The organism is Fictibacillus sp. 23RED33 (assembly GCF_015903925.1).
Classification (GTDB): Bacteria; Bacillota; Bacilli; order Bacillales; family Fictibacillaceae; genus Fictibacillus; species Fictibacillus phosphorivorans.
In genome coordinates this window covers 151568-178131 of record NZ_JACZDX010000002.1, presented here as the reverse complement: position 1 = coordinate 178131, position 26564 = coordinate 151568, and the positions used below count along the sequence as shown (strand labels likewise).

Annotated in this window: 21 protein-coding genes; 6 read left to right on the top strand and 15 right to left on the bottom strand. The window is 41.1% G+C overall.

All coding sequences use genetic code 11. From position 1 onward, the window contains the following. From IHV09_RS09255 to IHV09_RS09195, 13 genes are all read right to left on the bottom strand, one after another. Positions 1-1533 (bottom strand): DUF4127 family protein, encoded by a 1533-nt coding sequence (locus IHV09_RS09255; RefSeq protein ID WP_197264288.1) that lies wholly within the window; start codon positions 1531-1533, stop codon positions 1-3. A 22-nt stretch (positions 1534-1555) separates the two neighbouring features. Beyond that, a complete protein-coding gene (locus IHV09_RS09250) occupies positions 1556-2515 on the bottom strand; it encodes an acetylxylan esterase (RefSeq protein ID WP_197264287.1) in 960 nt (319 codons plus the stop codon). Positions 2516-2968: 453 nt separating this feature from the next. Then, positions 2969-4648: an ROK family protein gene (locus tag IHV09_RS09245; protein ID WP_197264286.1), complete on the bottom strand. Its 1680-nt coding sequence runs from the start codon at positions 4646-4648 to the stop codon at positions 2969-2971. A gap of 45 nt (positions 4649-4693) precedes the next feature. Then, complete coding sequence (locus IHV09_RS09240) at positions 4694-7243, bottom strand: glycoside hydrolase family 38 C-terminal domain-containing protein (protein WP_197264285.1); 2550 nt, start codon at positions 7241-7243, stop codon at positions 4694-4696. Then, positions 7244-8599: an FAD-dependent oxidoreductase gene (locus IHV09_RS09235; RefSeq protein ID WP_197264284.1), complete on the bottom strand. Its 1356-nt coding sequence runs from the start codon at positions 8597-8599 to the stop codon at positions 7244-7246. It abuts the gene before it with no gap. A gap of 27 nt (positions 8600-8626) precedes the next feature. Next, a complete protein-coding gene (locus IHV09_RS09230; protein ID WP_197189964.1) occupies positions 8627-9448 on the bottom strand; it encodes a carbohydrate ABC transporter permease in 822 nt (273 codons plus the stop codon). 18 nt (positions 9449-9466) lie between these two features. Continuing rightward, a complete protein-coding gene (locus IHV09_RS09225) occupies positions 9467-10411 on the bottom strand; it encodes a carbohydrate ABC transporter permease (protein ID WP_197264283.1) in 945 nt (314 codons plus the stop codon). 71 nt (positions 10412-10482) lie between these two features. Further along, positions 10483-11811 carry an ABC transporter substrate-binding protein gene (locus IHV09_RS09220; protein WP_197264282.1) on the bottom strand — a complete coding sequence of 443 codons (1329 nt, stop codon included), beginning with the start codon at positions 11809-11811 and terminating at the stop codon, positions 10483-10485. 429 nt (positions 11812-12240) lie between these two features. Further along, positions 12241-14604, bottom strand: a complete 2364-nt coding sequence (locus tag IHV09_RS09215) for a glycoside hydrolase family 10 protein (RefSeq protein WP_197264281.1) — start codon at positions 14602-14604, stop codon at positions 12241-12243. Between the two features lie 175 nt (positions 14605-14779). Continuing rightward, positions 14780-15532 carry a glucosamine-6-phosphate deaminase gene (gene nagB / locus IHV09_RS09210; RefSeq protein ID WP_197264280.1) on the bottom strand — a complete coding sequence of 251 codons (753 nt, stop codon included), beginning with the start codon at positions 15530-15532 and terminating at the stop codon, positions 14780-14782. Further along, positions 15529-16713, bottom strand: a complete 1185-nt coding sequence (nagA, locus tag IHV09_RS09205) for an N-acetylglucosamine-6-phosphate deacetylase (protein WP_197264279.1) — start codon at positions 16711-16713, stop codon at positions 15529-15531. Before nagA ends, nagB begins: the two co-directional genes overlap by 4 nt. Positions 16714-16745: 32 nt before the next feature. Then, positions 16746-17543: a MurR/RpiR family transcriptional regulator gene (locus tag IHV09_RS09200; protein ID WP_197264278.1), complete on the bottom strand. Its 798-nt coding sequence runs from the start codon at positions 17541-17543 to the stop codon at positions 16746-16748. A 15-nt stretch (positions 17544-17558) separates the two neighbouring features. Next, complete coding sequence (locus IHV09_RS09195) at positions 17559-18239, bottom strand: N-acetylmannosamine-6-phosphate 2-epimerase (protein WP_197264277.1); 681 nt, start codon at positions 18237-18239, stop codon at positions 17559-17561. A gap of 409 nt (positions 18240-18648) precedes the next feature. Between IHV09_RS09195 and IHV09_RS09190 the strand changes: the two genes are divergently transcribed. Further along, positions 18649-19623, top strand: a complete 975-nt coding sequence (locus tag IHV09_RS09190) for a nuclease-related domain-containing protein (protein ID WP_197264276.1) — start codon at positions 18649-18651, stop codon at positions 19621-19623. 236 nt (positions 19624-19859) lie between these two features. Here the strand turns inward: IHV09_RS09190 and manA are convergent, their stop codons facing one another. After that, entirely contained in the window at positions 19860-20819 is a 960-nt protein-coding gene (manA, locus tag IHV09_RS09185) for a mannose-6-phosphate isomerase, class I (RefSeq protein WP_197264526.1), read from the bottom strand. Positions 20820-21036: 217 nt separating this feature from the next. Between manA and pxpB the strand changes: the two genes are divergently transcribed. Genes pxpB through IHV09_RS09160 form a run of 5 tightly spaced genes read left to right on the top strand, consistent with a single transcriptional unit; the run spans position 21037 to position 25137 of the window. Next, positions 21037-21738 (top strand): 5-oxoprolinase subunit PxpB, encoded by a 702-nt coding sequence (gene pxpB, locus IHV09_RS09180; RefSeq protein WP_305069429.1) that lies wholly within the window; start codon positions 21037-21039, stop codon positions 21736-21738. Then, positions 21735-22748, top strand: coding sequence for a biotin-dependent carboxyltransferase family protein (locus IHV09_RS09175; RefSeq protein WP_197264275.1), 1014 nt, complete (start codon positions 21735-21737; stop codon positions 22746-22748). The genes pxpB and IHV09_RS09175 overlap by 4 nt, the downstream gene beginning before the upstream one ends. A gap of 15 nt (positions 22749-22763) precedes the next feature. Next, complete coding sequence (locus tag IHV09_RS09170; protein WP_197264274.1) at positions 22764-23954, top strand: NRAMP family divalent metal transporter; 1191 nt, start codon at positions 22764-22766, stop codon at positions 23952-23954. A 27-nt stretch (positions 23955-23981) separates the two neighbouring features. Next, the gene (locus IHV09_RS09165) at positions 23982-24773 is read left to right on the top strand and encodes a putative hydro-lyase (RefSeq protein ID WP_197264273.1); all 792 of its coding nucleotides are present in this window, start codon (positions 23982-23984) and stop codon (positions 24771-24773) included. Between the two features lie 40 nt (positions 24774-24813). Beyond that, positions 24814-25137 carry a hypothetical protein gene (locus IHV09_RS09160; RefSeq protein WP_197264272.1) on the top strand — a complete coding sequence of 108 codons (324 nt, stop codon included), beginning with the start codon at positions 24814-24816 and terminating at the stop codon, positions 25135-25137. Between the two features lie 361 nt (positions 25138-25498). Here IHV09_RS09160 and IHV09_RS09155 read toward each other — a convergent pair whose 3' ends face one another. Next, positions 25499-26308 carry a YihY/virulence factor BrkB family protein gene (locus tag IHV09_RS09155; protein ID WP_197264271.1) on the bottom strand — a complete coding sequence of 270 codons (810 nt, stop codon included), beginning with the start codon at positions 26306-26308 and terminating at the stop codon, positions 25499-25501. Positions 26309-26564: the final 256 nt, after the last annotated feature.

Below are 26564 nucleotides of genomic sequence, written 5' to 3'. Positions count from 1 at the left end.
TCACTCCTTACATGTAGCATCCTTAAAATCAAATGAGAGACCGCATTCAAACATTCGGTTCCACGGAGCAAATGTTTTCAAATTATTGATTTTAAACTTTTTAAAATTATGAAGAATCTGCTCATTAAATCTGGTTATCAAACGATTATTACGTTCTTCATTCACACGCACCGTTTCATCTTTCAAATCAAAATAATTCAAATCATACTTCGGCAGAAAATCTGCGTTCATTTCCATACGAATTTCTGCTTGATAAAAATAATCATCAAAAAGGTGGTAGATAAGGTTCTCTTGAATCTGCGGCTGTTTCCCATCAGCACCTAACACTCCTTGGCAGATGGTTGTACCTAGCGTATTACAATTCGTGTTCCATCCTTTGTATGAGACGAGTTTATCAAGAATACCCTCTTCATCCAAAAGGGTAATTAACTCGCGGTCTCCGCCATTGGCATAGGCGGAATCCGCCACAATGACGTTTTTCCCTGAGTTGATGTAATCCTTAATCTGGTCTACAAACTTGAGCATATTTCTGAAACTAGTGTACGTAATGTCCTTTACATTCTGTTCCCATGATTCTTGCATCACACGGCCAGGCGTATTATATGCGAGCACGAGATCGGCATCCGTAGCACTATCCACTAACTGACACCCCGCTGCTAACACATGTGCTTTTAAACTTTCTGCAAAAGGACGATCTTCATACATGGGCACAAGTTGCGGGCCGAGCGTACTGCTCCATATAGGAAAGATCTTAGGTTTCTGCCCCTTCAAATCATTATAAACCCGCGCTAATAAAGTCGCTCCAACTTCATCTGCACCAGGGTAGATGTGAACCTTTTTATATAAACGAAGCTGTTCACGTTTTGTCACCACAGCGCTTTGATCAATCGCGGTATATCCGTATTCAGAACTATCATCCTGCGGAATCGACAAAAACGTCAGCACGCCTTCCTTAACCAAATCTAGCATGTGCACATTCATGTTTGAATTGAAGACACGTCTCGTCTCATAGTCTTCAATATGTTCTTTTGGAAGCTTAGCCTTGATCTCACTAAGTTGTTTCGCCTCATCTTCTGTTAACTTCTCGCGCTTCTCTTTATCCAACAAATAAGAGCGTAAAAACAATTCCCGGCCCCAATGTTCATAATAATCCGGTTCCTCGTCACTCGAACTGTATTTTGGCGTGCGCATAATCAAGTTCGATGCATAGATTCCTAGATTCGGATAATCGCGACGCAACGAGCGTAAGCGCTCCACCCATACCGTACTCTCTTTTTCGGTCAAATAATGAAGTCTAGATGGAAGCAAACCGCCATAAACCAGCATATCAATGCTTAAAATAAGAGCGTCCACTCTCCCTGCCATATTTTTTAACCAGTTCCACAATCCTTCTGTATTCGCCGCATTCTTTTTATAACCTAAGAGTTCGGGTCCAGGAACAAACAACTCTACATCATGTGAAGACTCCGCGATCATCTGAACATATGTGATGTTGCAAGGGCGTTCATCTATTGGTAAATAAGCAATTTTCATGCGTTTTGCCTTCTTTCTTTCACTACATTCTTTTTATATAAGAGTGAATAAATTTTAGCTTTTCTTCCTCATGAAGCATAGGAACTTCGTGGCCGTATTCACGGTATATTCTAATTACCTTTGGCCCGCCTAAATGATGATACAAAGCAAAAGCGCTTAACGGCGGACATACGGGATCCATCATTCCAACCGATAAAAGAACCGGACACGTTACAGAGCTTGCTAGATTCATCGCGTCAACATAACTAAGCGTTTCAAAGATTTTAGGTGATGTTTGATGTTGAGGATCGTGCACTTTAAAATAATGCGAAATCTCTGTATAAGGTCCTTCTGCAGCAAGTCCAACTGATTGTTCAAAGTCCGTAAGAAATGGGATGTCGCATAACGTTAAGGTGATGTTCTCCTGTAAAGCAGCAGTGGCAATAGCCAATCCCCCACCCTGACTACCACCTTCTAGATAAACGTTCCTTTTTCCAGAAAGCTTCCGAACAACGTCAACGCTTCGGTAACAATCCATGTAAACATGTGTGTAATAATATTGATTACGGTCAAAAATTCCCTGCGTAAGCCAACCGGCTGCTCCTCCATTTTCATAGGAATTCTTATCTGCCGATTTCACACTCTGTCCTCTTACATCTACTAATAAAACGGGTATCCCCTGAATCACATGCTTAAACGTATAATGCGGCTGCAGCGTGTTCCAGTTGTAGCCATGAAAGATGACTGCAGCTGGTGCATCGTCTTCGACTAATTCTGGTGTAACGTAAACACCGTGGATGCGAGAATTACGAAATCCGTCAAAAGCCACATCATAGACTTTTACACCAGGAACGCTATATGCCCGCTCCTTCACTTCTACATTCAGTGGATACTCTTGATTTTCAACTTTTAACCCATTCCAAAATTCCTCGAAATCAGCTTTTTTAGTCCGTTTAGGTTTGTAATTTTGAAGTTGTTCCATTGCTTCATCGTATGCATTCAAGACTTTTCACCCTTTTATACGTAAAAAGGAGAAAATATTTGTAGTGTCATATTTTCTCCCTTTCTTTTCAATTCATTTCTATAGAAAGTTGGCGATCTCAAAGGTGCGTTTTGCGAGTCCTCAGTTCAGCAGTTCACAGGTTCACCGTCTGTTTTTGCAAAAACTCTACAAGCAGTCTGTTTTTACGGTACGTGTTTTTTTATTTGTTACACGTTCGCTCAAACTAAGGCTCTTTTCGCCCCAAACACCACTCGTTTCACCCCGTGGACACCATGTTTCGCCCCAACTGATCAGAGTTTCGCTCAGTGGACCCCTTGTTTCGCTCCAACACTCCTAAATACAAACTTCATCTCTTTTTACCGCTAAAAAACCCTGTCCCATCATCAGTAAATACGAAGAATCGGCTCATTTATATTAGAATTCAGCGTAATTATATGCTTTTTTTCTGATCTATTAGATAATCTCTTTTTGTTCTTCCGTATTATAGTCACTTTGCAGTTCTTTTAAGATAACATCCATTAGGTAGAATGCGGAAACCTCACAAATGGAGTTATCATCACCCGCGATATCATCTGTCGCTGGAATGAGTAATCGCGTATTCGAAACATCTGCTAACGGAGAGTCCTGCTGGCTGGTCACTCCGATCGTTTCGCAGCCTAACTTTTTCGCTTGCCTCAGCATACCAACCACTTCTGAATCATAACCAGAAGCACTAAGTCCGATCACAAGTGTATTTTTATCTAATGTGTATGCCGACAATTCCATCTCATATGCAGACAAAAAGGTGTCTGCTTTCTTACCAAGTCTCATCAATTTATACTTCATCTGATCGGCGATAAAAGACAGTTTGTTTCCACCATATAAGTAAATTTGTTCTGCGTTAGCTACTTGTTGCTTTACTTTTTCAACATCTTTTAACTCGTAGAGCGTATCAAACTTCTTCAGCATTTTTACATATGTTTCTTTAAGGCCTGTTAAATGATTACTTTCAGATGGTTCGAAAAGTCTTGTGCTAACAGATGCTTCTTTTGCCATCAATCGAAGCTTATTGTATGAACCAAACTCTAGTTTCTGACAGAAACGTGTAATCGTAGCTTCTGATACATCAATCTGTCGCGACAAATCGGAGATCGTTCTGTTCGGAAATGACTCTAGATTTGTGATAATGTATTTTGCGATCATCTGCTCACGTTTCGTCAGCTTGTGTCTGTTCGATTCAATCATTGTTGTGATGCTCTTAAGCGGCTGCAGGGATTCTTGAAGCAAGAAATGACGTAGAGCTCCAACCATACCAGCATTATTTAAGTTACGGGCGATCTCGATCTTCGTTTTTGCTAAAATAGCTGGAATCATATCGATCTTGAGCTGTTTCATGATTAAAGGCAGAAGGTATTCCTTTTGAGCGGTAATACCACCGCCGATAATAATCGTTTCTGGATTCATCATGTACGCGACCGTGGCGATTCCTTTTGATAGATAGTACACAAGGCGTTCGATTTCCTCGATGCATATTTCATCGCCTGCTTGTGCCAACTCAAAAATCTTCTTACCATCAAGCTCAATTTCAGCTACTTCTTTTCGTTTCGATACATTTTTAATTAATACGCGTGTCGAAGCCAGTTCTTCAAACTGACCGCCTTCAATCGGGATATAACCAATCTCGCCACCGCTAAAGCTGTGGCCGGTGTGAAGTTTGTTATCTAAAATATAGCTTCCGCCGATCCCTGTACCAATCGTCAGACAGAACAAGCTCTTCGAATCTTTTCCTGTTCCAATCCAAGACTCCGCAAGCCCGGCACAGTTCACATCATTTTCTACTTCTACAGGCAAGTTAAAATGGTTCTCTAGCTCCTGCTTCAACTTGGTTCCGGTGTAGTTTGGAATTAAAGAAGAAGCAAACAAAATGACGCCTTCTTTGGAATCTACTTGGCCAGCCGTGCTGACACAGATTCCGCTTATATCATGCTTGTCGATCAGCTGCTTCCCACATTGCTTCACTTTTTCGACGATAACAGGTCCGCCAAGCTGCGCCTCTGTTGGCACCTCGAATTTTTCAATAAACGAACCATCTTCTGAAATAACACCGTATTTAATTAATGTCCCGCCTATGTCAAATGCTACAAACTTTCTCATCATGATCACCTTCATTTTCTAAGGACGGAGTATTTGATCCCTTCATTACCGGCCTTTCCTTTTTACACGAATGGTTTTGATTTGTTTAGGGCCAAACGTAATGGCTATTTGTTTTGCTGCGGAAACGCTGGAAATGATTTTTCCAGTAAAATCAACTTCATACAGCTCTTCAGGATCAAAACCAAAAATCAAATCTGTGTTCACATCCTCATGAGAAGGATTGAACAGACGAATATCAAACGTATTTTCTTCCTTCAACATGAATGAGGAAAAAGCAACCTCAGCTGATGAAAGTTTAAACAGCTTTTGATCCTCTTTTTTCACATATGATTGCTGAGTCAACACTTGCTGACGCAAAAATTTTCCGTTGTTTAAACTCCTATTGTTCTTGCCAAGAACCAATCCGTATTTAAATTCATACTCACCGAGACATTGTGCACCAGGTGTTTCAAAACCTGGTCCAGCCCCGTTACCACGCGTACGCAGATCGCGTCTCGACAACCAGCCAACACTGCGGATCACGCTTAAGAAAATGTGGTCGTTTCCTTCAAACGCGTCAACCTCATATTCTTGTAAACCGCGGTGAAGAAGCTGATGTTCATTTGCAATCACTGTGGATTGAGTCGGATATTGATTCATAATCGCTTCTTTATTTTTGGGCATATCGTACTTCTTATCTCGAAGCGTTTCCCTTTGGATGAGGTCAAACGCTGTATCTGCATAGCTAATATCGGCTGTTGAAGCTGAAAATCCAACCTTCAGCTTTTGGTCTTTCGCCGTATTGTTTACCTTCGTTTTAAAATAGATGAACCTTTTCCCTTTATGAAGAGTAATCGTTGTTTTCATCGTATTTATGGTCTCAGCCTCACTCGAACCTGATCGGTCTTCGTTCAGTGAAGCAGGCAACTTCATCTCATAGTGCACTGTAGCTGACTGGAACGTCTTGCCCTTAAAGATATCCGATACCTCTGTGATTACGGCTTTACTTATTTTATCATTCAGAGGAGGTGAATAGTTGTAAGTGTCCCCAGCATCTAGGGACGACGTGAAATGATGTTGATCATTATGTCTCAAGCCCGTTTCTAGGTCAGTGATGGATAAACTGTCCTCGTTCCATTCAATTTTATAAAAGTCGTTTTGAATGAATGGCAACGCACAACTTTCAACAACTTCCGATTCATTTTCCACACGTTCAATTCGAAGGGCTTTCATTTCGGCACCGTCAAAGAGTAGCGAAAAGCTTACAACATAGATCACATAATCTCCATAGTGGGGCTCAGCTAAAATATGATGAATAAATTCTTCTCGACGTTCTCTTTTCAACACGTCAAACGAAATCTCCTCTTCGTTATGAAACAGTTTGATCGAACCTTTGTCCAATGGAGCTGGTATGCGGATCGTTGCTGTTACAGGGTAACGTGACGCGATCGGTGTGTTGTTGAACACATATAAGTAGCCGTTATCTACTGAATCGTCTAGATACTCAAACGGAAATTCATCGTGAAGAATATCTTTTGAAAATCGGCTGATCGCGCTTAACACTTTTTGCGTTCGAGTCTCCATCTCATCATGAACCGCGTCCACACTGCATCCGCATATACTGTCGTGTGGCTGGTTCTGTAAAATGAGCTTCCACACATATTCCATGAACGTTGCAGAATCTGAACGACCATTTGTCCAAACGTTTAATGCCTCCATAATTCCAATTGCTTGGTCTTCGCACATTTGGTTCTGATTTTTCAAATAAGATCTCGTGGAATACACACCTGGAAGTATGAAGATCTTTGATGGGTCCCGTTGTTCCCCCGAGATTGTTCCCTCTGGTTCGACTCCAGCAAAGGAATCCACATATTCAGACATCAATGTTTGCTTAAACGCGATATGGGGCATTTCCTCACTCAACTTCTCCACTCTTTCATTCACATCTGAACTCGTAAACGTGTGGTCCGCTCCGTTCATGATCAAAACATTGCCTGAAGTTAAATATGGAGCATTTCCTTCTAAATAGGTTATCGTCTTTTCCACAAAATCCTTAGATTTAAGGAACGTTTGATAATACCCTTCAAATAGTGGCAGGACGATCGTAAATACCTTCGTTCCGTCTGCACCTTCCCATGTGTTTTCAAAACGGTCCGATATAGCACCACGGAAAATAAGTGCAGAATCAATTCCGTAATTTCGTAAAATTTGCGGCATCTGGCTGATGTGTCCGAACGTATCTGGCAAATATCCGATGTTGTACGGTGAACCTAGTTTTTTTGCCGTGCTTGTTCCGATCTCCAAGTTCTTAATCATGGACTCACCTGAAACGAGAAACTCATCTGCTAAGAGATACCAGGGGCCAACTTCAATTTTTCCTTCTTTTATAAAAGTAAGAAGACGCGCATATTCTTCATCACTTACGATTTCTTGGTAATCATCCAGAACGATCGTCTGTCCGTCTAAAAAGAAGTTATCGATCTTCCCCTCACTCAACAGGTCCTGTGTATAGCGAAGTCCGTTTCGAAGCCTGAAACGAAACTCTTCGAACGTTTCGTACCATTCACGGTCCCAATGCGTATGATTCAATATGTTTACTGTCTTTATGTTCTTCATTTAAAACTCCTCCACCATTTGAAGCTGCTGTTTCAGGAGAGCACCGTTCAATGTATTTAATGCCATGTTGTTTTTAATTGAATACGCACAGGCTTTCCCTGCCGCTTCCCCCATATCACGAACTGTCGGCTGAATGCGAAGAGAAGCTTGCATCAAAAATGTGCTAGAGATGTGTCGGCCTACAACAACCAAGTTCTCCACTTCGTACGTAATAAGTGAACGGTAAGGAATTTCGTAATATTCTCCACGAGAGAATTTCGCTTCATTTACCGGTTTCTTTGTAACGCTGTGAACATCAATGTACCAGTCGCCTCGAGCAATTCCGTCTTGGAATCGTGCACGATCTACATAGTCCTGTTCCGTGAGCACATATTGCCCAACGATGCGGTATGATTCACGAATACCAAGCTGATTCGCTTCTTTCAATAGAAACGCGTTCTGGAATCCCGAAATGTATTTTGGTAAAAAGCGTGCGAGTCGGCGAATCATTTGTCTTCCTTTTACAACAGCCTTTGAACGAAGCTTAGGATCTGTTGTTTTTGTGATGCCTGGAATGTGCGGACAGTTGAATGACATGACCGTGGGTTTTCCAGGTTGAGTAAACGCTTGGAAATACCGCAGATCTTCCTCAATCAAGTCACCGTTAGCGAGTGCTTCTCGGAAATAAGGTTCTAATACATGCCCTTTACCAGGTACCATGGCGATCTCAAAGAAATCAGGATTCTCGATCTTACAAAACGTCTCGTTTTGAGAGAGAATAAACGTCCGTAACTCTGGTATATCAATTCCTCCCATTTCAAATCGAAAAGAGATCTGCTGATTTTCACCATCTTTATTTCCGCTCACAACTTCAACACCCGCTGAACGAGAAAGAACGGCATCTGCTGTAGCATCAACGAACGTTTTTCCTGAAATCGCTATAAGCCCATCACATGTGTTTACGATGATATGCGTGATCTTCCCGTTTTCCCTGACGCAATCAATAAAATTCGCATCATACAGAATACTGCCTCCGCGTTCTGTAATGAGCTGTTCGAGTACATAACTTAAAGACTCCACGTTAAACCAGCTGCAAGCTGTCGTTCCATCGTTGGTTTCCACATTTTCTTTATTTAAACGCTCAGTAATCAAACTGTTGATACGCTGAGTTTTCACATGAGTCGGCATCATAGGAGAAACAAGGGAATTCGTTTGAGTTCCTCCGAGTAAAATGGTTTTTTCGACGACTAACGTGGAGAGATTTTCTTCTAATGCAGAGATCGCTGTAGCAGCTCCTCCCGTACCGCCGCCGACCACAACACAATCCACATCATAAATGACAGGTATTTCTCTGCCCCAAAAAGATAAGGTACTCAAATGAATTCACCTCTTATAAAGATATGTTTATCCTTTTACTGCTCCGTCTGTTGCTCCTGAAATAAAGTACTTTTGCAGCCAAATAAAGATTAAAAGTGTTGGAATTGTCGTTAAGATAGAAGCCGCAGAAATTAATTTTAAGTTCGATCCGTCAAAGTTCTGTGAGAGCTGCGCAAGACCAATGGATAACGTGTACATGCTGCTTTCTGTTGAGTTAAGAAGCGGCCATAAGTAATCTCCCCACGTGCCCATGAATGTGAAGATCGCCAGAGTTACAAGTGTTGGCTTTACAAGTGGCAATACAACAAGGTACCAAACTTTAAATCGGTTTGCGCCGTCTAAGTAAGCCGACTCCTCAAGTTCTTTTGGTATACGCAGGTAAGCTTGACGCATTAAAAAGATTCCGAACGCTGTTGAAACCTGCATTACAACAAGACCGATATGTGTGTTTCTTAGTCCTAGTTCTCCTGCTAGCTGAAAAAGTGGAGCCATGTATAGCTGAAACGGTACCATCATCGTTGAGATGATGAGTGCCAGAACAACACTTCGACCTCTAAAGTCCATTCGTGCGAGTGGATATGCCGCTAAACTGCAGAACAATAAGTTTAGAGGGATTGCGATCGCTGTAATAATCGCTGTATTCATAAAGTAAAGTCCAAAATTCGCTTTTTCAAATGCCGATACGAAGTTAGCAAGTGTAGGGTCTTTCGGAAGAAGACTTGTGTAGATGCCTTCACTTCCGGATTTCATTGCCATAAATAACGTGATTAGAAACGGTCCGACCGTTAGCACAGTGATGAGTAACATAACGGCGTAAAGCCATATTTTACTGTTTTGTTTTGATTTCATGGTTTCCCCCCCAATCTATTAAACACGCAGATCGTCTTCGCGTTTACTTGTTAACTTCATTTGTAAAAGTGATGCAGCGATGGCAAGTACGAGCAGCACGATTCCTGCAGCAGACGCGATACTTACGTCAAGACTCATAAATTTGCTGTAGATGTACATTACGAGCGTAGTGGTCGCACCTGATGGACCACCGCCCGTTGTTAATGCGATCTCTTCAAAGACTTTCATGCCGGCAATAATTGTCATAACCGATACGAGTGTAATAGATGGCGTTAGCATCGGAATTGTAATCTTCGTAAACTGCTTCCAAACGGATGCTCCGTCAATACTTGCAGACTCATAAACATCCTTTGGAATCGATTGCAGACCGGCCAAATAAATGATCATATAGTAGCCGAGCCCTTTCCATACAGTGATGGCTGCTACGGCTGTTAATGCTGTTGATGATTGAACCAGTAGATTGGTAGGACCATCAAACACGCCTAGTTTTACTAAAAACTCAGAGATGATTCCGCTTTGTGAATAAAGCATCTTCCACATGAGCGCCGCTACTACCATTGGTGTGATAACTGGGAGATAGTAGAGAACGCGGAACGTGCCGGCTCCTCTTATTCTTTGGTTTACAAGGACTGCTAAAATCATTGGTAAAAAGACGTTTAATGGCAGGACGATCACGAGGAACGTCAGCGTGTTCATTAACGCAACCCAGAAATACTTATCTGCAAACATCTCTTTAAAGTTAGCTAGACCAACATATTCTCCAGTACCCGCAATGATTTTATAATCCAGAAAACTCCACTTGAACGCTTCTAGGATGGGATACACTAAAAACGTCGCTAGAATCACGATAGCTGGAAGTAAAAACAGCCATGGTGTGAGGAACTTCATACTAAACTTTTTCTTCTTTTTTGTTGTTGTGATCTTTGTTTTTACATTTGGCAGCACAACAGGTTCTCTGTTCATGTTAGAACCTCCCTTTTAAAAAGTAGAGACTAGGCTTTTTTTTTAAAAAGCTAGTCTCTTCATCTACTACATTAGAATGTTACTTTTTCACCTGATTTTTCAAATGCTTTGTTCCATTCAGAAGCTAGTTCTTTTAACGCTTCCTTCGGAGATAATTTACCTTGTAAGTTTTGGATGAAGATGTTCTTTGTTGCTGTACGCAAATCAGCACTGTTTTCCGTTGGAGGAATAAGTACTTCAGCACGGCTTAAAGACTCAGAAGCTTCTAACATACCGAATGCTTTTGGAGAATCTCCTGGATTCTTGAAGTAGTCATCTTCTAAAGATTTCTTTGTAGCTGGAAGAACTGTGCCTGCTGTTTTAGCAAATTCTAATTGGTTTTCAGCGTTCGATACAAACTCAGCAAGAGCTACGGCAGCATCTTCGTTCTTTGTTTTTGCTGGAACCGCAAAGTTCATAACCGCTACGTTCACTGGTGCATCATCTGCGTTCAACGGCTGTCCTGCTTTTGACGCTTTATACACTTCAGGAGCTCCTGACTCAATTGGTCCTAGGAATGTTACGCCGCCTTCAAGCATTGAAACGTTTCCTGCCATGTAAAGTTCTTGACCTGTTTTAATTGAACCTTCTGCTGCTTCTTGAGGAATAATTCCTTCTTTATACATCTTCTGTGTTGCCTCAAAGAATTCTAATAGATCTTTGTTATCTGCAAACTTTGCTTTACCATCTTCAACGATAGGAGTACCGTTCGCGATCGAAACCATTTTTTCCATGATCGTGTTTCCGTCATTGATAACCGGGAAGTATGACGGTTTACCCGTTGCGTCTTTTACTTTTTTCGCAGCTTCATAAAGTCCCTTCGTATCTGTAGGAAGTTCGGAAACGCCTGCTTTAGAGAAAGCATCGTTGTTATACCAAGAAACAGTTGTTGTTAAGTACCATGGCAGTGCATATAGCTTATCGTCATACATACCAGACTCGTATGGTCCTTCTACAAAAGAGTCCTTCGTCTCGTCGCTCACCGCATCTGTAAGATCTAATAGTCCACCTTGAGCAGCAATGTTAGACATATAATGAGGATTTAAGTTAACAACATCAGGAACATCGTCCCCTGTAAGCGATGTCAATACTTTTTGTTCCATCTCATTTTGAGGCACGTCTTCAATCACAACATCAAGTTTCGGATGAAGCTTTTCGAAGTCTTTTTCGATATTTTTGAAGTAGGTGTCAAATGGCTCACCTGCTAATGACGCTGTCCAAAGTGTAACTTCTCCGGAAAGCTCTCCATCTTTAGCAGACCCTTTTGCCTTATCATCCTCTCCGTTGCTACACGCGATCAAACTTAATGACAATGCTGCTGCTAGTGAACCAGAAACCCATGTTTTTGTACGTTTCTTCACTTTTCATTTCCCCCTCAGAAACATTTTGGTAAGCGTTTTCTTGATACCTCAATTATAAAAGTAAGATTAAGAGATTTCAATCCATTTTAAAAATAATTTTCATTTTTATTTAATTATTGAAAATTAATTTCTTCACTTGCTGAATAGATCTGTGACAGACGATGTACGCAGCGATTTTACGGTACGTGATTTTATAGTTTGTTACACGTTCGCTCAATACATAAGTGGTTTCACTCCAACTAGTTTGGTTTTCGCTCAGAAATACTTATGTTTCACTCCAACATGGTTAAGTTTCACCCCGTAGGATCATCATTTCACTCCGTACCAAACTAAAATGAAAAAGCTGACAACAATAGGTCACTACATGTACCTTTTGAGCCAGCGTTTCAAGTTTTTCTCATAAAAATCCAATTCTTACGTAAAGTGAAATTACTTTTGATGCTTTAATGCGTAATTCACCCACATTTTCGCATCAAGAAGATCGGCTTTCATTCTCTCTCCTACCTCTGGATCCAGTTTTTCGTTCTCGACTGCCTTTTCTACTTTAGCAACAGTAGAATCAAACACGACAGAACTGTTCTTGATATCTTTTTCTACTGCTTTATTGAGTTTCTTAATCGCTAGTTTAAGAGAAATGCCTTCTTTCTTCTTTACTGCACCTTGAGGAATATAGATTTTCATTATTTGTTGTTCGATATCTTTTAGCACTGTACGGGATGCCAATATTGGTTCTTCACCGGGATTTACTGCTTTCTCACGCCAAGGTCCTTTTCCAAGTGCATCCACAGATGGTGCACTTGCTTGACCAAATGCAAACATGTTTACACCCGATGTTCCGTATTTCGCTGATATGACATCATTTACGCTAGCCATTTCACTTAAGTGGTGATAGAAAGAGTAAATTCCTGTGTAATACATCGTTCCTTCTGGCATAAGTTTTTTGCTCTCTGTTACTGTTTTTTGAATGCTATTGAAGTCGTGTCCATATGCTTGTGGTATGACGCCATCAATATCCTCTTTCCAATCGCTGATCTGTACCGCTTCAGGTCCTGGTTCAGGTGTAGCTGTCAGCATAAACTTTTTATCCAGCTTTTTTGTTTGAACGTGAAGCTTGTCAACAAAATCGTTCTCACGCTCACGTAGCCAATCAAGCCATTTTTCCCACTTAGCAGGTGTAGTCGTTGGGGACAGTGTGTATGGATTAATTCCTGTTTTCTCTTGATAAAGCTGTTTCGTCCGCTCGCTGAAACCGTAGCTTTGCTCAAACTTATGATGAGGGTAACGCATATAATCAATGTTCAGACCTTTGATGTCATAGTCTTTCTGCATCTCTTTATAAATGTCTAACATGAAATCCTGAACATCAGGCTGTGCGATATCAAGCCAGTAATAACGGCTCGCTGTATCTGGCTGGAACGTTCCTGTTGTATTGCTGCGCTGGATCGCTGCCCACTCTGGATATTTTGCGAATTGAGACGGAACACCAATGCTGCTTTCTCCAATCATAAATCCATCTGTCCACGCCTGGATCGTCATGCCGCGCTTTTTCCCTTCTTTTACATAAGCAGCAAGAAGATCTTTTCCATACTTTCCATAATTACCATTTGCAAAGCGTGGATGCTGTGATGGGAGACCATATTTCTTCATGACATCACTCGGATAGATCGTGTAACCCCAAAATGTTGTTTCAAGGTAAACAGAGTTAAAACCCGCTTTCTCCATACGATCAAGGACTTGATTAACTCCTGCTAATGTAGTTTCCTCTGGACGATACCAGATTGCACGCTGCTCTGCTTTATGAGAAGCAAGTGAATAATAGTACGCGTCGTAAGCCGATTGGGTTGCTTGTCTTGTTTTATCCAATGATTTTACAGGATCGCTTGTTTTGATTGCTTCCGCTTCAGCTAAAAGTGACTCAGCTTTTTGAATCGCAGCATTCGCTTCTTTAAACGCGACATCTAAATACTCTGCTTTTGCATTTTCGATAGATGACTTCGCTTGATCAATCGCTTGTTTACTTTGGTATTGAAAACTTTCAACGTCTTGTACGATTTCAACAACTCCATTTTCACTCACCTTGACTTTCGCGCCAATGATAGAGTTGGAAGAAATCCAGCTGGAATTCACTCCATGTCCGCTTACAACAAAACCGTTTTTAGGGATCTTAGAGTTTCCGCCTCCAAGTTTTGTAACAAATCCGTTCTCTACTGTAATTTCATAGCCATACTGATTCGTTTTTGTGGATTCACCGAACGCCGGAGTATAGACGATCAACTGATCAGGTCCGCGGAACCCATCAAATACAGCTCCATCTGGGTTTGTTTCTTTTGTAGGATCTACTGCATTAGACTGTTGTTGCTCACGTTTTTCAGTTGGCTCATACAATGTCACGGACTCACCCGCTTCCAACTGTGTTAAAAAGTTTCTGATTTCTGTTGTTGAAATATCTCCAGTTGATAATACGATTCCGTTCTCAGGAATAGCGCTGTCACCGTCTGTGTCTTTTACCACACGGTATGTATTTACACCCGTTTTTTCTAAGACTACTTCCATACTTCCTTTTTGTGTTTCAGTGTAGTAACTAAATTCATCGTTGAATAAAATCAGCTTGTTATCATTGGCTAACTGATTTTTGCCGTTGATCGCCATCTGGTCACCAGACTCATCTTTTACGGACAGGACATTGTAAGGTGCATTTTCTTGTGCTTTAACCGAACCTGACAGGTCAACAGCTGAAAAAACAAGACTCGTTGCAAGGAGGGAACCCGTTAAGATTTTAAATTTTTTCTTCATAATCAGTCTCCTTTTATTTTTTTGGTAACGCTTTCAAATTATTATAATGTTTTTCTAAATTATTTTCACTAATATTATTTTTATGAAATTTATTTTCATTAATAGTATTTATGAGGGTAAATGAGGGATTTCCGTTTAAAAACACGAAAAAAGACCCTATTTAAAAAGGGTCTTTTTACTTATACTGAAATTTTTTTTCGCGAAGTAGCGAAAGTGCCTCCTCGTCTGCAATTATCGTGACATTATGATGATTTTTTAACGCAGAAGCTGGCAGCTGCTCATCCACTTCATCTGTAGTTAATAATTTCTTCATCACTTCTGCTTTATTAATGCCTGAGACGAGTAGTAATATCTCTTTCGCCTTTAAGATGGATGCGATGCCCATTGTAATAGCTTGCGTTGGTACTTCTTCTAAACGTTGAAAAAATCGGGCATTCGCTTTGCGTGTTATTTCGGTAAGATCCACGATATGGGTATGTGAAGAAAAAGAAGTGCCAGGCTCATTAAATCCGATATGACCGTTGCTTCCGATGCCTAAGATCTGAATGTCCACGCCTTCTCCTCTATTCAGCTCGACATCATACCGTTCGCATTCAGCTTCCAAATCCTCTGCTGTTCCATCAGGGATATGTATTTGAGATTCAGGTACATCAATATGAGCAAATAAATGTTCCTCCATGAAATAACGATAACTATTGGAGTCTTCTGGATTGATTCCAACATACTCATCCAAATTGTAGGTGCATACTCTCTCATAAGAGGTACGGTTACTCCTGTAATCCTGGATCAATTCCTCATAAAGTCCGATTGGTGTGCCACCTGTTGCAAGTCCTAGTTTAGCATCTGGCTTAGATTGAACTTTTTCAATAATGATTTTCGCTGCAATAGAGTTCATTTCATGGTAGTTCTTTGCTTCTAAGATTTTCATGCTTCAACACCCCTTCTGTAAGCAAGATCTCCTTTACAAAAAGTCATCACCACTTCCAAGTCTTCATCTAAAACAACAATGTCGGCATCTTTTCCTGGCGTGAGACTTCCTTTACGGTCAAAAACGTTCAGTTTCTTTGCAGGGTTAACAGACGTCATCTGAATGATGTCAGAAATCGAACAGCTGGTAAATTGCATCATATTCTTTACGGCTGCGCTCATCTTGATGATGCTGCCAGCAAGTGTTCCATCTTTTAAATTCGCCGTCTCATTTTGAACGGTTACCTCCTGACCACCAAGATCGTATTGCCCATCACCAAGACATTTTGCCCGCATCGCATCCGTCACTAACACGACTCTCTCATTTCCTTTTTGTTTGTAAGTTAAAGCGATGAGTTCCGGCCGAACATGTATTCCGTCCGCGATCAATTCAGTCGTCAGTTCGTCGTGTAAAAGTGCCGCTCCCACAACTCCAGGCTCCCGATGGTGAAGTCCGCGCATTCCGTTATAAAGGTGGGTCACATGAGACGCACCTGCCTTCATTCCGGTAACCACTTCTTCATATGTCGCGTCAGAATGCCCGATCGACGCAATGATATTTTGCTCTTTCAGATAGGAGATGACTTCAAGACTACCTTCTATTTCAGGCGCAATGGTAACTAGCTTAATGTGCCCTGAAGCTAACTCTTGCCACTGTTTAAAAAGTTCTAAATCTGGTTTGATGATCGCGCCGACTGGCTGTGCACCCGCTCTTTTTTCAGAGATAAATGGTCCTTCAAGATGAATGCCAAGCGTTTCAGCTGTTCCTTCCACTTGCCCAGCTTCAATAAATAATCCTGCGTTTTCAAGCGCTTTTTCAATTTTGTTCTGCTCTTGTGTCATCGTTGTTGCAAGAAAGCTAGTCGTACCTTCTTCAGGCAGAACGCTCGCAATAGTTTGCAGCGCATTAAAGGTAGCATCCATCGTGTCTGCACCTGCAGCTCCATGAATATGAACATCAATCATTCCAGGAACGATGTGATATGTTTCAGGAAGTTCAATAACCTCTGTTTCATCATCTGGAAAAAAGTCCTTACCTAAATTTATTATTTTTCCGTTTTGTATGTTGATTGACCCTTTATGCATGGTTTGGTTCTCGCCGTAGATCGTTGCATTCTTTAAGGTGATTTTTTTTCTGACCATTACACTGCCTCCATTAAAGTGCGGGGAGTAATCTATCTTTCCCGTGATTTGATTGCTTCTACCGTTTCCAAATATTTTTCTTCTCGTTTGCTATCCGATAAAAAATACAGACTGATTCTGTCGATTAAATACAATGTACTTAAATCCAATCCTGTTAAAAGGTGATGATTTCGAAGCGGGTGAACCGTCCACAAAATATAATCAGAAAGTTTAGTTAGCGGCGTTTCACCGAATGCTGTAAATGCTACCACTAAAGCTCCTTTTTCTTTCCCTTTGGAAATGGACTGAAGTAGATCTACTGTTTGTCCAGAACGAGAGAAGGCAAGGATCACATCGCCTTTTTGCATGAGTGTGCTACGAATAACCATTAAGTGCGTATCCGTGATGGCTTCACATACAAAGCCCATTCTGCTTAAACGGTAGTTTAATTCTTGTGCCGCTAACCCAGAACTTCCAAGTCCATATATAAATAACCGCTTTGCTTTTGTCATGTGAGCTAAGACTTTCTGAAGTTGATCTCTGTCTTCTAGGTCCTGGACATCTGTCAGCATATCTCGATATGAAGAAGAAAGCTGCTGTTCGATCCCCTCTTCTTCCTTGGATTCAGAAGCTCCAGCAAGCCGTACTTTCATTTCTACAAAATTCCGGCATGACACCTTTTTCGCAAATCGTGTGATCGAGCTGATCGAAACGCCCGTTGTATCGGCAAGCTCCTGAATATGGCTTCGGGAAGCTTTTTCAGGATTGGCCAAAATGTAGTTCGCTATTTTCTTTTCCTTATCAGATAGCGTGGAGAAAACGCTTTGTATTTCTTTGAGTAATGAAGCCATTGATAAACATCCTTTTTATTTAGGAATTTGAGCAACAAAACGAGCTGTGATCTGTTGAGGACGCGTGATCGCACCGCCTACAACAACAGAATAAGCACCAATATGAAGTACATCTCTTACCATCTCAGGCGACATGATGTTGCCTTCTGCAATCACTGGAAGAGATACTTCTTTTAATACCTCTTTTAAAAATTGAAAGTCATTTTCATACAGTTTGTGTTTCTTAGAATCTTCGGTATATCCATATAGTGTGGTAGACACACAATTAAAATCTAGTCTCTCCGCATTCTTAGCTTCTTCGATGGATGAGATATCAGCCATGAGCTGCACGCCTGGATTCTTTTCACGGACGTATGAAACGAGTTCCTCTAGAGTGAGCGCTTTCGGTCTTTCTCTGAGTGTCGCATCTAATGCAATCATTTCACATCCGCTCTCAATTAATTCATCTACCTCTTTTTTTGTTGCGGTGATATAGATTTCGCTGTCATCATAATCTCTTTTCACGATTCCGATAACCGGCAGATCCACCTCTTGTTTAATCGCGAGTATGTCTTCTTTGGAGTTCGCACGAATACCAGATGCTCCACCTTCTTTTGCAGCAAGAGCGAGTTTGGACATGATAAAAGAGCTATGTAGCGGTTCATTTTCTAGTGCTTGGCATGATACAACTAAACCTTTTTTGATTTGTTTTAACATATGATTTACCTGCCATTTCGTTTTTTTGTGAAAATAATAGTCAAAATAAATATTATTTTGGTAATAATTTTCTTAACACTAATAAAATAGCATATTTCATGAGTTGAAAACAAAGAAATTTTTATTATGCATGCAATTTGATAGCTCAAAAGTTGAATAGGTTACGGTACGTGTTATTTTATTTGTTACACGTTCGCTCAAATCCGATTTCGTTTCACTCCAACTGCTTTTCTTTTCGCTCAATAAAGCACCGTTTTCGCTCCAACGGTAACTAGTTCCGCTCAGAAAGCTCACTGTTTCACCCAGACTCGTACTTTTCTAATGTAAAAACCACAGAATAATTTTTGATGTTGGAGGATTTTGTCTAAAAAAGTAGAAATAGTGCTCAAAACTATAAAGGAGAGATGCAATGATAATAAAACAAGCTTCAGAGTCTATTAAAATTAGAAAACTAAAGTTGATTATGAAGAGATTCCCAATTCACCATCCTGTTCGTAATGAAATCGAAGTTGAACTAATTAAAAGTGTGACCGGTTATAATGGTGAAAAATCCCTCGACTATCATATGGAGTTACTTCCAAAAGACGATACTTACATTTTCCATGATCTTCGCCTGCCTTTTGGGGCAAATTATTTTCAAATCGACATCCTCATTTTAACGCCAACTTTTTTTCTCATACTCGAAGTGAAAAACATGTCCGGCACATTAATTTTTGACCAAGAATTTTATCAACTCATACGAATATACAAAGACAAGGAGGAAGTTTTTCCAGATCCAATCTCACAAGTTTATCGACAAACTCATTTATTGAGAGAATGGCTCAATCAGCAAAAATTCCCCTATATTCCCATCGAATCACTCGTAGTCGTAAGTAACTCCAACACTCGAATTAAAAGCATTCCCCAACATAAAGATATTTCAAAAGTGGTTACTCATAGTGCGAATATACTTGCAAAGTTTCATAGCTATCAGAACACTCGAAAGAAAGAAGCGATCTCTAAAAAAGATATTAAGAAAATAACTCGTCTTTTACTTAAGCATCATAGCGAACCGAATCATAACTATTTTCAACAATTCTCAATCACTGAAAGCGACTTGTTAAAAGGGGTAGCTTGTACAGAATGCCTTAAACTATCAATGGTTAGATCGAGGAGAAAGTGGTTTTGTCTAAAATGCGGGCATTATGACAAACTTGCCCACATTGAAGCTTTAAGAGAATATGCATTTTTGTTGAAACCTTCTATTACGAATTATGAATGCTGTGAATTTTTTCAGATCCCCTCACGTCATGTCGTCAAACACCTGCTAAATTCGATCGAACTTCCAACCTCTCAATCTGGAAAACACAAAATTTATCTTCTTGAGGATTTATTACAAATGTGATGTTCTGTATTCTTAGTGTTTTACGGTACGTGTTATTTTATTTATTACACGTTCGCTCAAACATTGTAAAGTTTCACTCCAAATATTATGCTTTTCGCTCAGTCAACTGCTGTTTTCGCTCCAACGGCATAGTGTTTCACTCTAAATAGCCTCCGTTTCGCTCACAATCCCCCACTCAATCCTGATACCAAACAAAAAACAACCGGAATCCCAAGATTCCGGTTGCTTCATCTTCCCTATAGAGTCGGATGTGACACGATGAATCGTGCATCACCGTTCATTCCGAAGCTTTTTATTGTGGAAGGGACGATAAAATGGTCACCTTTACTGAACGTAGACGTCGTTCCACCATCTACCTTCAGTTCCCCTTCACCATCTAGGACGCTTACGAGCAAATAAGATGGATTTTCGACTTCCGAAACAGCACCAGCTAAATTCCAATGATAAACGGTAAAGTAGCTCTCTTTCACCAGTTTTTTGATTCTTAAATCCTCGTTACCTGACAACACTGGTTCGAAGTCAGCGTCTTCATGTGGAATCATCGCAACTTCGATCGATTTTTCGATGTGCAGTTCGCGTAGATTGCCTTCATCATCACGACGATCGTAATCGTACACACGATACGTAACATCTGAGCTTTGCTGCGTTTCAAGAATCATCGTGCCTGCACCGATCGCGTGGATCGTTCCATTCGGTACATAGACGAAATCACCTGGCTTGATCGCCACTTTACGAAGCAGCTCGTCCCAACGGTTCTCGTTTACCATCTCTTCAAACTGAAGTTTAGAACCTGCGTGATGTCCATAAACAAGCTCTGCTCCTGGCTCACAGTCGATCACATACCAACATTCTGTTTTACCGAATGCCTCGCCTTCTACTTCTCGCGCATACGAATCGTCCGGATGTACTTGAACGGACAGGTCGGTCTTTGCGTCCAAGATTTTTACAAGCAACGGAAAGTCTTCACCTTCTTGGTCAGCAAAAAGTTCTCGATGCTCATCCCATACTGAATTCAGTGTCTCTCCTTTTAATGGTCCGTTCACGACTTCACTCGGCCCGTGCGAATGGGCGGAAATTCCCCAGCACTCGCCTGTTGTTTCAGTCGGAATCTTATAACCGAACTCATCGCGAAGCTTCTTACCGCCCCAGATTCGGTCCTTGAATACAGGTTTTAGAAAAATAAGTTCATTATACACGCTTTTCACATCTCCCCACATGGGTATAGTCCCTCCCATTCTAAACGTTTGTTTAAAGATAAACCACCTGATACCATAAAAAAATCGGACTAGAAATTATTACTATCGGGAATCTAAGAATGTAGGTTTGATTTTGTCACATATTCCGATATACTAGACCTTTATAAATATACAAATATTCTGATTAATTTTACATAAAAAGACAGGAGATCTGACGATGAAATTTACCATTGAGCCACTTGGCGATAACAGCATGATCATTGAACTCGGACAAGATATGAGCCATGAGATCCAGCAAAAAGTCAAAAAAGTCTCCTCTTTCTTTGAAGAGCATATGTTTGATTGGGTGATTGAAACCGTTCCTGGTTTTACGACCGTCGCTGTTTTTTATGATCCTTTGAAAATCAAGACAACGACACTTCCTTATGATGAAGTATGCGCATTTTTGGAACCGCTTTTAGAAAAGTTAGAGATTGATGGTGACGCTGACCCTCGTGTGGTGGAGATTCCCGTCTGTTACGGCGGTGAGTTTGGTCCAGACTTAGAGGAAGTCGCGAATCACAACGGACTCAGTGTTGACGAAGTGATTGATATCCATTCGAATGGTGAATACACGGTCTATATGATCGGTTTTGCCCCTGGCTTTCCGTATATCGGTGGCATGAGTGAAAAAATCGCAGCACCGAGACGAAGTAATCCGAGACTGAAGATTCCAGCCGGTTCTGTTGGAATCGCTGGCAAACAGACAGGCGTGTATCCGATCGAAACGCCAGGCGGTTGGCAGCTCATCGGTAAAACGCCGGAAAAGCTTTTCACTCCTGACGGTGATACGCCTTCCCTGCTTCAAGCGGGTGATCAGATCAAGTTTGTACCGATCTCAGAAGAAGAGTTTCAAAGAATAGAGGAGGACGCGAGATGATTAAGATTACAAAGCCTGGCCTCCTAACGAGTGTTCAAGATCTTGGCCGTTACGGATTTCAAAAATATGGTGTGATCACGAGTGGTGTCATGGACACGACTGCTCATCGGATAGCAAATTCTTTAGTTGGAAATGCTGAGAATAAAGCAACATTAGAACTCACGCTGCTCGGACCTGATATGGAGTTTAAAGAAGATACGCTGATCTCAATCTGTGGTGGCAACTTGTCCCCTTCCATTGACGGAAAACCTGTGAAGTTATGGCGCTCGGTCCTTGTGACGGCGGGCAGCAAGTTGAAGTTCGGCGGCTGTAAAACAGGATGTCGTGCATATCTTGCTGTTGCAGGCGGTTTCGATGTGCCAGAAGTAATGAACAGTAAATCTACATATTTACGAGCTGGAATCGGCGGACATAACGGAAAAGCACTGCAGAATGATGATGAGCTTTCTATCGGCGAGCTCAGTGAGCTTTCCGGAAAGATAGCTAAAATTTTAATACAACAGCTTGGAGAGAATAAATTCGTGGAGATGCAATGGACGATCTCTTCTGATTTTATCGCCTCTTCTGCTTCTAAACCGCAAGTCCGGGTAATGAAAGGAAGACAATACGATTGGTTCACAACAGAAAGCCAGATGAAGCTTTTTACCGAACACTTTGAAGTCACATCACAGTCTGACCGGATGGGTTATCGTTTAAAAGGACCTGAGCTCGCTCTCGAAGAGAAACAAGAGATGCTTTCTGAAGCTGTAAGCTTCGGGACAATTCAAGTTCCCTCTGAAGGCAATCCGATCGTACTGCTCGCTGACCGTCAAACTACCGGTGGATATCCAAAGATCGGACAGATCGCAACGGTTGATCTCTCAATCATGGCGCAGCTGAAGCCTGGCGACAAAGTTCAGTTCGTCGAAGTTTCACACGAAGTGGCCCAACAACTCTGCTTAGATCGCGAAAGTAAACTGCATCAGTTAAAACAAGGAATCGCACTTAAAATACGACAAGAAACGAAGTAATTTAGGAGGTACGTTATGAAGAAAGAGTCAAAAGCTAGTATTCTGCTAGGAGCCGCGTTCTTGATGGCGACATCTGCCATCGGGCCAGGGTTTTTAACACAGACCACACATTTCACGTCCATTCTTGCTGCAAGTTTTGGTTTTGTTATTTTAACATCCATCATTATTGATATCGGCGCACAGATGAACGTTTGGCGGATTATCGCCGTATCTGAAAAAAGAGCACAAGATATCGCGAACGCTGTACTTCCGGGCTTAGGTGTATTCCTAGCTGTATTGATAGTAATTGGAGGACTTGCATTTAACATCGGAAATATAGCCGGTGCTGGTCTTGGTTTAAACGTATTGTTTGGCGTCTCCCCTACAATGGGAGCTGTACTCAGTGGTATCGTTGCTATCTTAGTATTCGTTGTTCGTGAAGCTGGAAAAGCGATGGACCGTTTCACACAAGTTGCTGGTTTCGTCATGATCGCATTGACTGTATATGTGATGTTCACAGCCCAGCCTCCTATTGGAGAAGCGGTTGTAAAAACGTTCGCACCTGACACGATTGATATTTTAGCGATCGTTACGCTAGTCGGTGGAACAGTCGGTGGATATATCACGTTTGCCGGAGCACACAGATTGCTTGATGCAGGTATTAAAGGGAAAGAAAGCCTAGGTGAAGTAACGAAAGGTTCGATCTCGGCAATCGGAATCGCGTCTATCATGCGTATTTTCCTATTCTTAGCGGCACTTGGAGTCGTGTCTCAAGGACTTGCACTTGATCCTAAAAACCCTCCTGCTTCTGTATTCCAGTTAGCTGCTGGAAACATTGGTTACAAAATGTTCGGTGTCGTTATGTGGGCCGCTGCGATCACATCTGTTGTTGGTGCAGCGTATACATCCGTTTCCTTTATCCGTACGTTGAATGCAACACTCGAAAAATATCATAAATGGATCATCATCGGTTTTATCGCTGTTTCAACCATTGTCTTCGCGCTCGTTGGAAAACCCGTTGCGATTTTGATCTTAGTTGGTGCGTTAAACGGACTCATTTTACCGATTTCACTTGGTGTGATGCTGATTGCAGCATACAAACCTAAGATTGTCGGAGACTACAAACATCCGATGTGGATGACGGTCTTTGGCGTCGTGATCGTTCTGATGATGGCCGCAATGAGTGTTTACACGATGTACACAGAAGTTCCGAAACTTTTCGCATAATTACTACTATAAAAAGGGGAGCTTGTTATGAACGCACCAGACCGTTTAACTCCAGTTGAAGCTCGTGAACTGATACGCCGCGGTGAGTGGAGGAAGCCAACAAGCGGACTCGCAAACGGCTTTACACAAGGAAATCTTGTGGTTTTGCCGAAAGATTTAGCTTTTGAGTTCCTCCTTTTCTGTCAGCGAAATCCAAAGCCTTGTCCAGTGCTTGATGTAACTGAGCCAGGTTCTGCTGTTCCTGCACTTGTTGCACCTGATGCCGATCTACGCGTCGACATACCGAAGTATAACGTCTATCGTCATGGCGAACTTGTTGAAGAGTGTACAAATATCACAGAACACTGGAATGAAGACATGGTCGGCTTTCTGCTCGGTTGCAGCTTTACGTTCGAGCATGCGCTGATGAATAATGGCATTCCTGTTCGTCATATCGAGCGAGGATGTAACGTACCCATGTTTAAAACAAACATAGAATGCGTGAAAGCTGGACGTTTTGAAGGCCCAATGGTCGTGAGCATGCGTCCTGTGCCAGAAAAGGATGTGGTTCGAGCGGTTCAAGTAACAAGCCGCTTCCCTTCTGTTCACGGAGCTCCGGTTCATATCGGAAATCCAGAAGCGATCGGTGTGTCTGATCTATATCAGCCAGACTTCGGTGACCCTGTTCAGATTCATGACGGTGAAGTTCCTGTGTTTTGGGCTTGTGGGGTTACGCCTCAAGCCGTCGCAATGCATGTGAAACCTGAAATCATGATCACTCACGCCCCCGGTCACATGTTCATTACTGACGTGCGTGATGAAAAGTATGGTGTGCTGTAACAATGTTCTCTACTCAAATAATCAATAGGAGGATTTTTATATGAAAAAGAGATTTTTCATAAAATTAATTGCTTCTGTTATTATTTTTATAGGATTTGCAGTTGGCGGTGTATGGAGCTATTTTGCTTACAAAAAACAGGACACTGAAAAAGCTGTTGAACATTACTTAATTGATAACGGAACTAAAAAAAGTGAAATTAAAAGCCTTCAGCCTTTTATAGCAAATCTTGAAGGTGATAAAAATTATATGGTCGCAGTTAAACTCGAAAATGATAAGAAAACTTACTATTATTATAAAGAAAGAGATAAGGACAGAGTTGTTTTAGAATCGTATGTATTAAATGGAAAAACATACATGGAATAAGTAAAAGCACGACTTTTATAAAAAGCCGTGCTTTTTTAAATTTTTATAAATGGCCAAAAATAATTTTTCAAATGAAGGTTTGTAATCAAACTTTTTATAGGTAAATTATTTTTCACAAACATTCACACAATGAAGGCATTCACTATGTGCAAAAATCAATATCAAACTAATTATTCTTGAACCATAATGATTTTATCGCACGTAAACTTATAGAAAATAGTTAAACCTTATCAAATTTCATTTTTTTCGTGTTAAATAGTAGAATAGACATTATTTCTAAATTAAAGAATAAAAAAAGATGCAGAATTGTTATGTTACTTCTGCATCTTCCTGTTTAATTTGATTTTCGATTGTGAAATTTTCAATTAATCTTTTTAGGGTACACCACCGTATTCAGCAACCCACCTAGGATGATGATCATCGCTGAAAGGTAGAACCACAGCATCAGAACGACGAGACCTGCTACTTGCCCGTAAAGCGCAGAATAGTTACTTCCACTCACGTACGTAGCGAAGCCCATCGAAACGAGCTGCCAGCCGATCGTCGCAAGAAATGCACCCGGAAGGACTTTTTTAAATCCAAGCTTGATGCTCGGGGCAAAGGAATAAAGCATGATGAAAAACAATAGTAGAAACACGGTTCCTATTCCCCACTGGATAATGATCCATAGCTTTTGAAAAGCAAGATTCGAAAAGATGCCTTCCAAATACACCCGCAGGATTTTCTCAAACAACGGAACAAATACAGAGAACAGGACAGCGATCATGAACCCGACCGTTAACAACAGACTTTCTAAGATCTGTTTTAGCATGTTCTCGTTATTTCGCACTTGGTACGCATCGTTCATGATACGCTTCATGCTTTGAAAACCCATCGATGAAAGCCACAAAGTGACGATCAAACTGAACGACAAAAGATTTCCTTCTTGTCTCATAACGGTATAGGATAATGTCTTATCAATTAAATTGTATGTGCTCTCTGGTGCATACGGTTGGACTAGCTCAAGTATATTTTCTTCTCTCAGTGGTAAATATGTCAGCAATGAATAGATAACGAGCAAAAATGGAAAGACCGACATTAAAAAATAATAGGCCATCTGTGCCGATAAATCGTACACCCTCAATTTGAGAAATCGGTCACCTAGTTGGTTTAACACTTTAACGATATTCATGTTGCAACACCTCTTTAGTTAAAGCCAGTCCATAAGTACAGTAATATAATATATACGCTAAAAGTAGTCAAATCAGATCACTTTTTTGTAAAAAAAGTTTCAATTGTTGAATTTTTCGAGTGTTGGCTTGTTTAAGCGTGTTTCATTACATTTCTAAAACGAACCGAAAAATCATCTATGAGTCGTCACGAGACTTCTATGGGTCATCATAGCCTTTCTATGGGTCGTCATTCACACTCTATGGGTCTTCCACATG

Excerpts from the sequence above, each read along its gene's own strand:
- IHV09_RS09255 (WP_197264288.1), bottom strand. The coding sequence starts at position 1,533 with ATGAAAATTGCTTATTTACCAATAGATGAACGCCCTTGCAACATCACA.
- IHV09_RS09245 (WP_197264286.1), bottom strand. The coding sequence starts at position 4,648 with ATGAGAAAGTTTGTAGCATTTGACATAGGCGGGACATTAATTAAATAC.
- IHV09_RS09240 (WP_197264285.1), bottom strand. The coding sequence starts at position 7,243 with ATGAAGAACATAAAGACAGTAAACATATTGAATCATACGCATTGGGAC.
- IHV09_RS09230 (WP_197189964.1), bottom strand. The coding sequence starts at position 9,448 with ATGAAATCAAAACAAAACAGTAAAATATGGCTTTACGCCGTTATGTTA.
- IHV09_RS09225 (WP_197264283.1), bottom strand. The coding sequence starts at position 10,411 with ATGAACAGAGAACCTGTTGTGCTGCCAAATGTAAAAACAAAGATCACA.
- IHV09_RS09215 (WP_197264281.1), bottom strand. The coding sequence starts at position 14,604 with ATGAAGAAAAAATTTAAAATCTTAACGGGTTCCCTCCTTGCAACGAGT.
- nagB (WP_197264280.1), bottom strand. The coding sequence starts at position 15,532 with ATGAAAATCTTAGAAGCAAAGAACTACCATGAAATGAACTCTATTGCA.
- nagA (WP_197264279.1), bottom strand. The coding sequence starts at position 16,713 with ATGGTCAGAAAAAAAATCACCTTAAAGAATGCAACGATCTACGGCGAG.
- IHV09_RS09200 (WP_197264278.1), bottom strand. The coding sequence starts at position 17,543 with ATGGCTTCATTACTCAAAGAAATACAAAGCGTTTTCTCCACGCTATCT.
- IHV09_RS09195 (WP_197264277.1), bottom strand. The coding sequence starts at position 18,239 with ATGTTAAAACAAATCAAAAAAGGTTTAGTTGTATCATGCCAAGCACTA.
- IHV09_RS09190 (WP_197264276.1), top strand. The coding sequence starts at position 18,649 with ATGATAATAAAACAAGCTTCAGAGTCTATTAAAATTAGAAAACTAAAG.
- pxpB (WP_305069429.1), top strand. The coding sequence starts at position 21,037 with ATGAAATTTACCATTGAGCCACTTGGCGATAACAGCATGATCATTGAA.
- IHV09_RS09175 (WP_197264275.1), top strand. The coding sequence starts at position 21,735 with ATGATTAAGATTACAAAGCCTGGCCTCCTAACGAGTGTTCAAGATCTT.
- IHV09_RS09170 (WP_197264274.1), top strand. The coding sequence starts at position 22,764 with ATGAAGAAAGAGTCAAAAGCTAGTATTCTGCTAGGAGCCGCGTTCTTG.
- IHV09_RS09165 (WP_197264273.1), top strand. The coding sequence starts at position 23,982 with ATGAACGCACCAGACCGTTTAACTCCAGTTGAAGCTCGTGAACTGATA.
- IHV09_RS09160 (WP_197264272.1), top strand. The coding sequence starts at position 24,814 with ATGAAAAAGAGATTTTTCATAAAATTAATTGCTTCTGTTATTATTTTT.
- IHV09_RS09155 (WP_197264271.1), bottom strand. The coding sequence starts at position 26,308 with ATGAATATCGTTAAAGTGTTAAACCAACTAGGTGACCGATTTCTCAAA.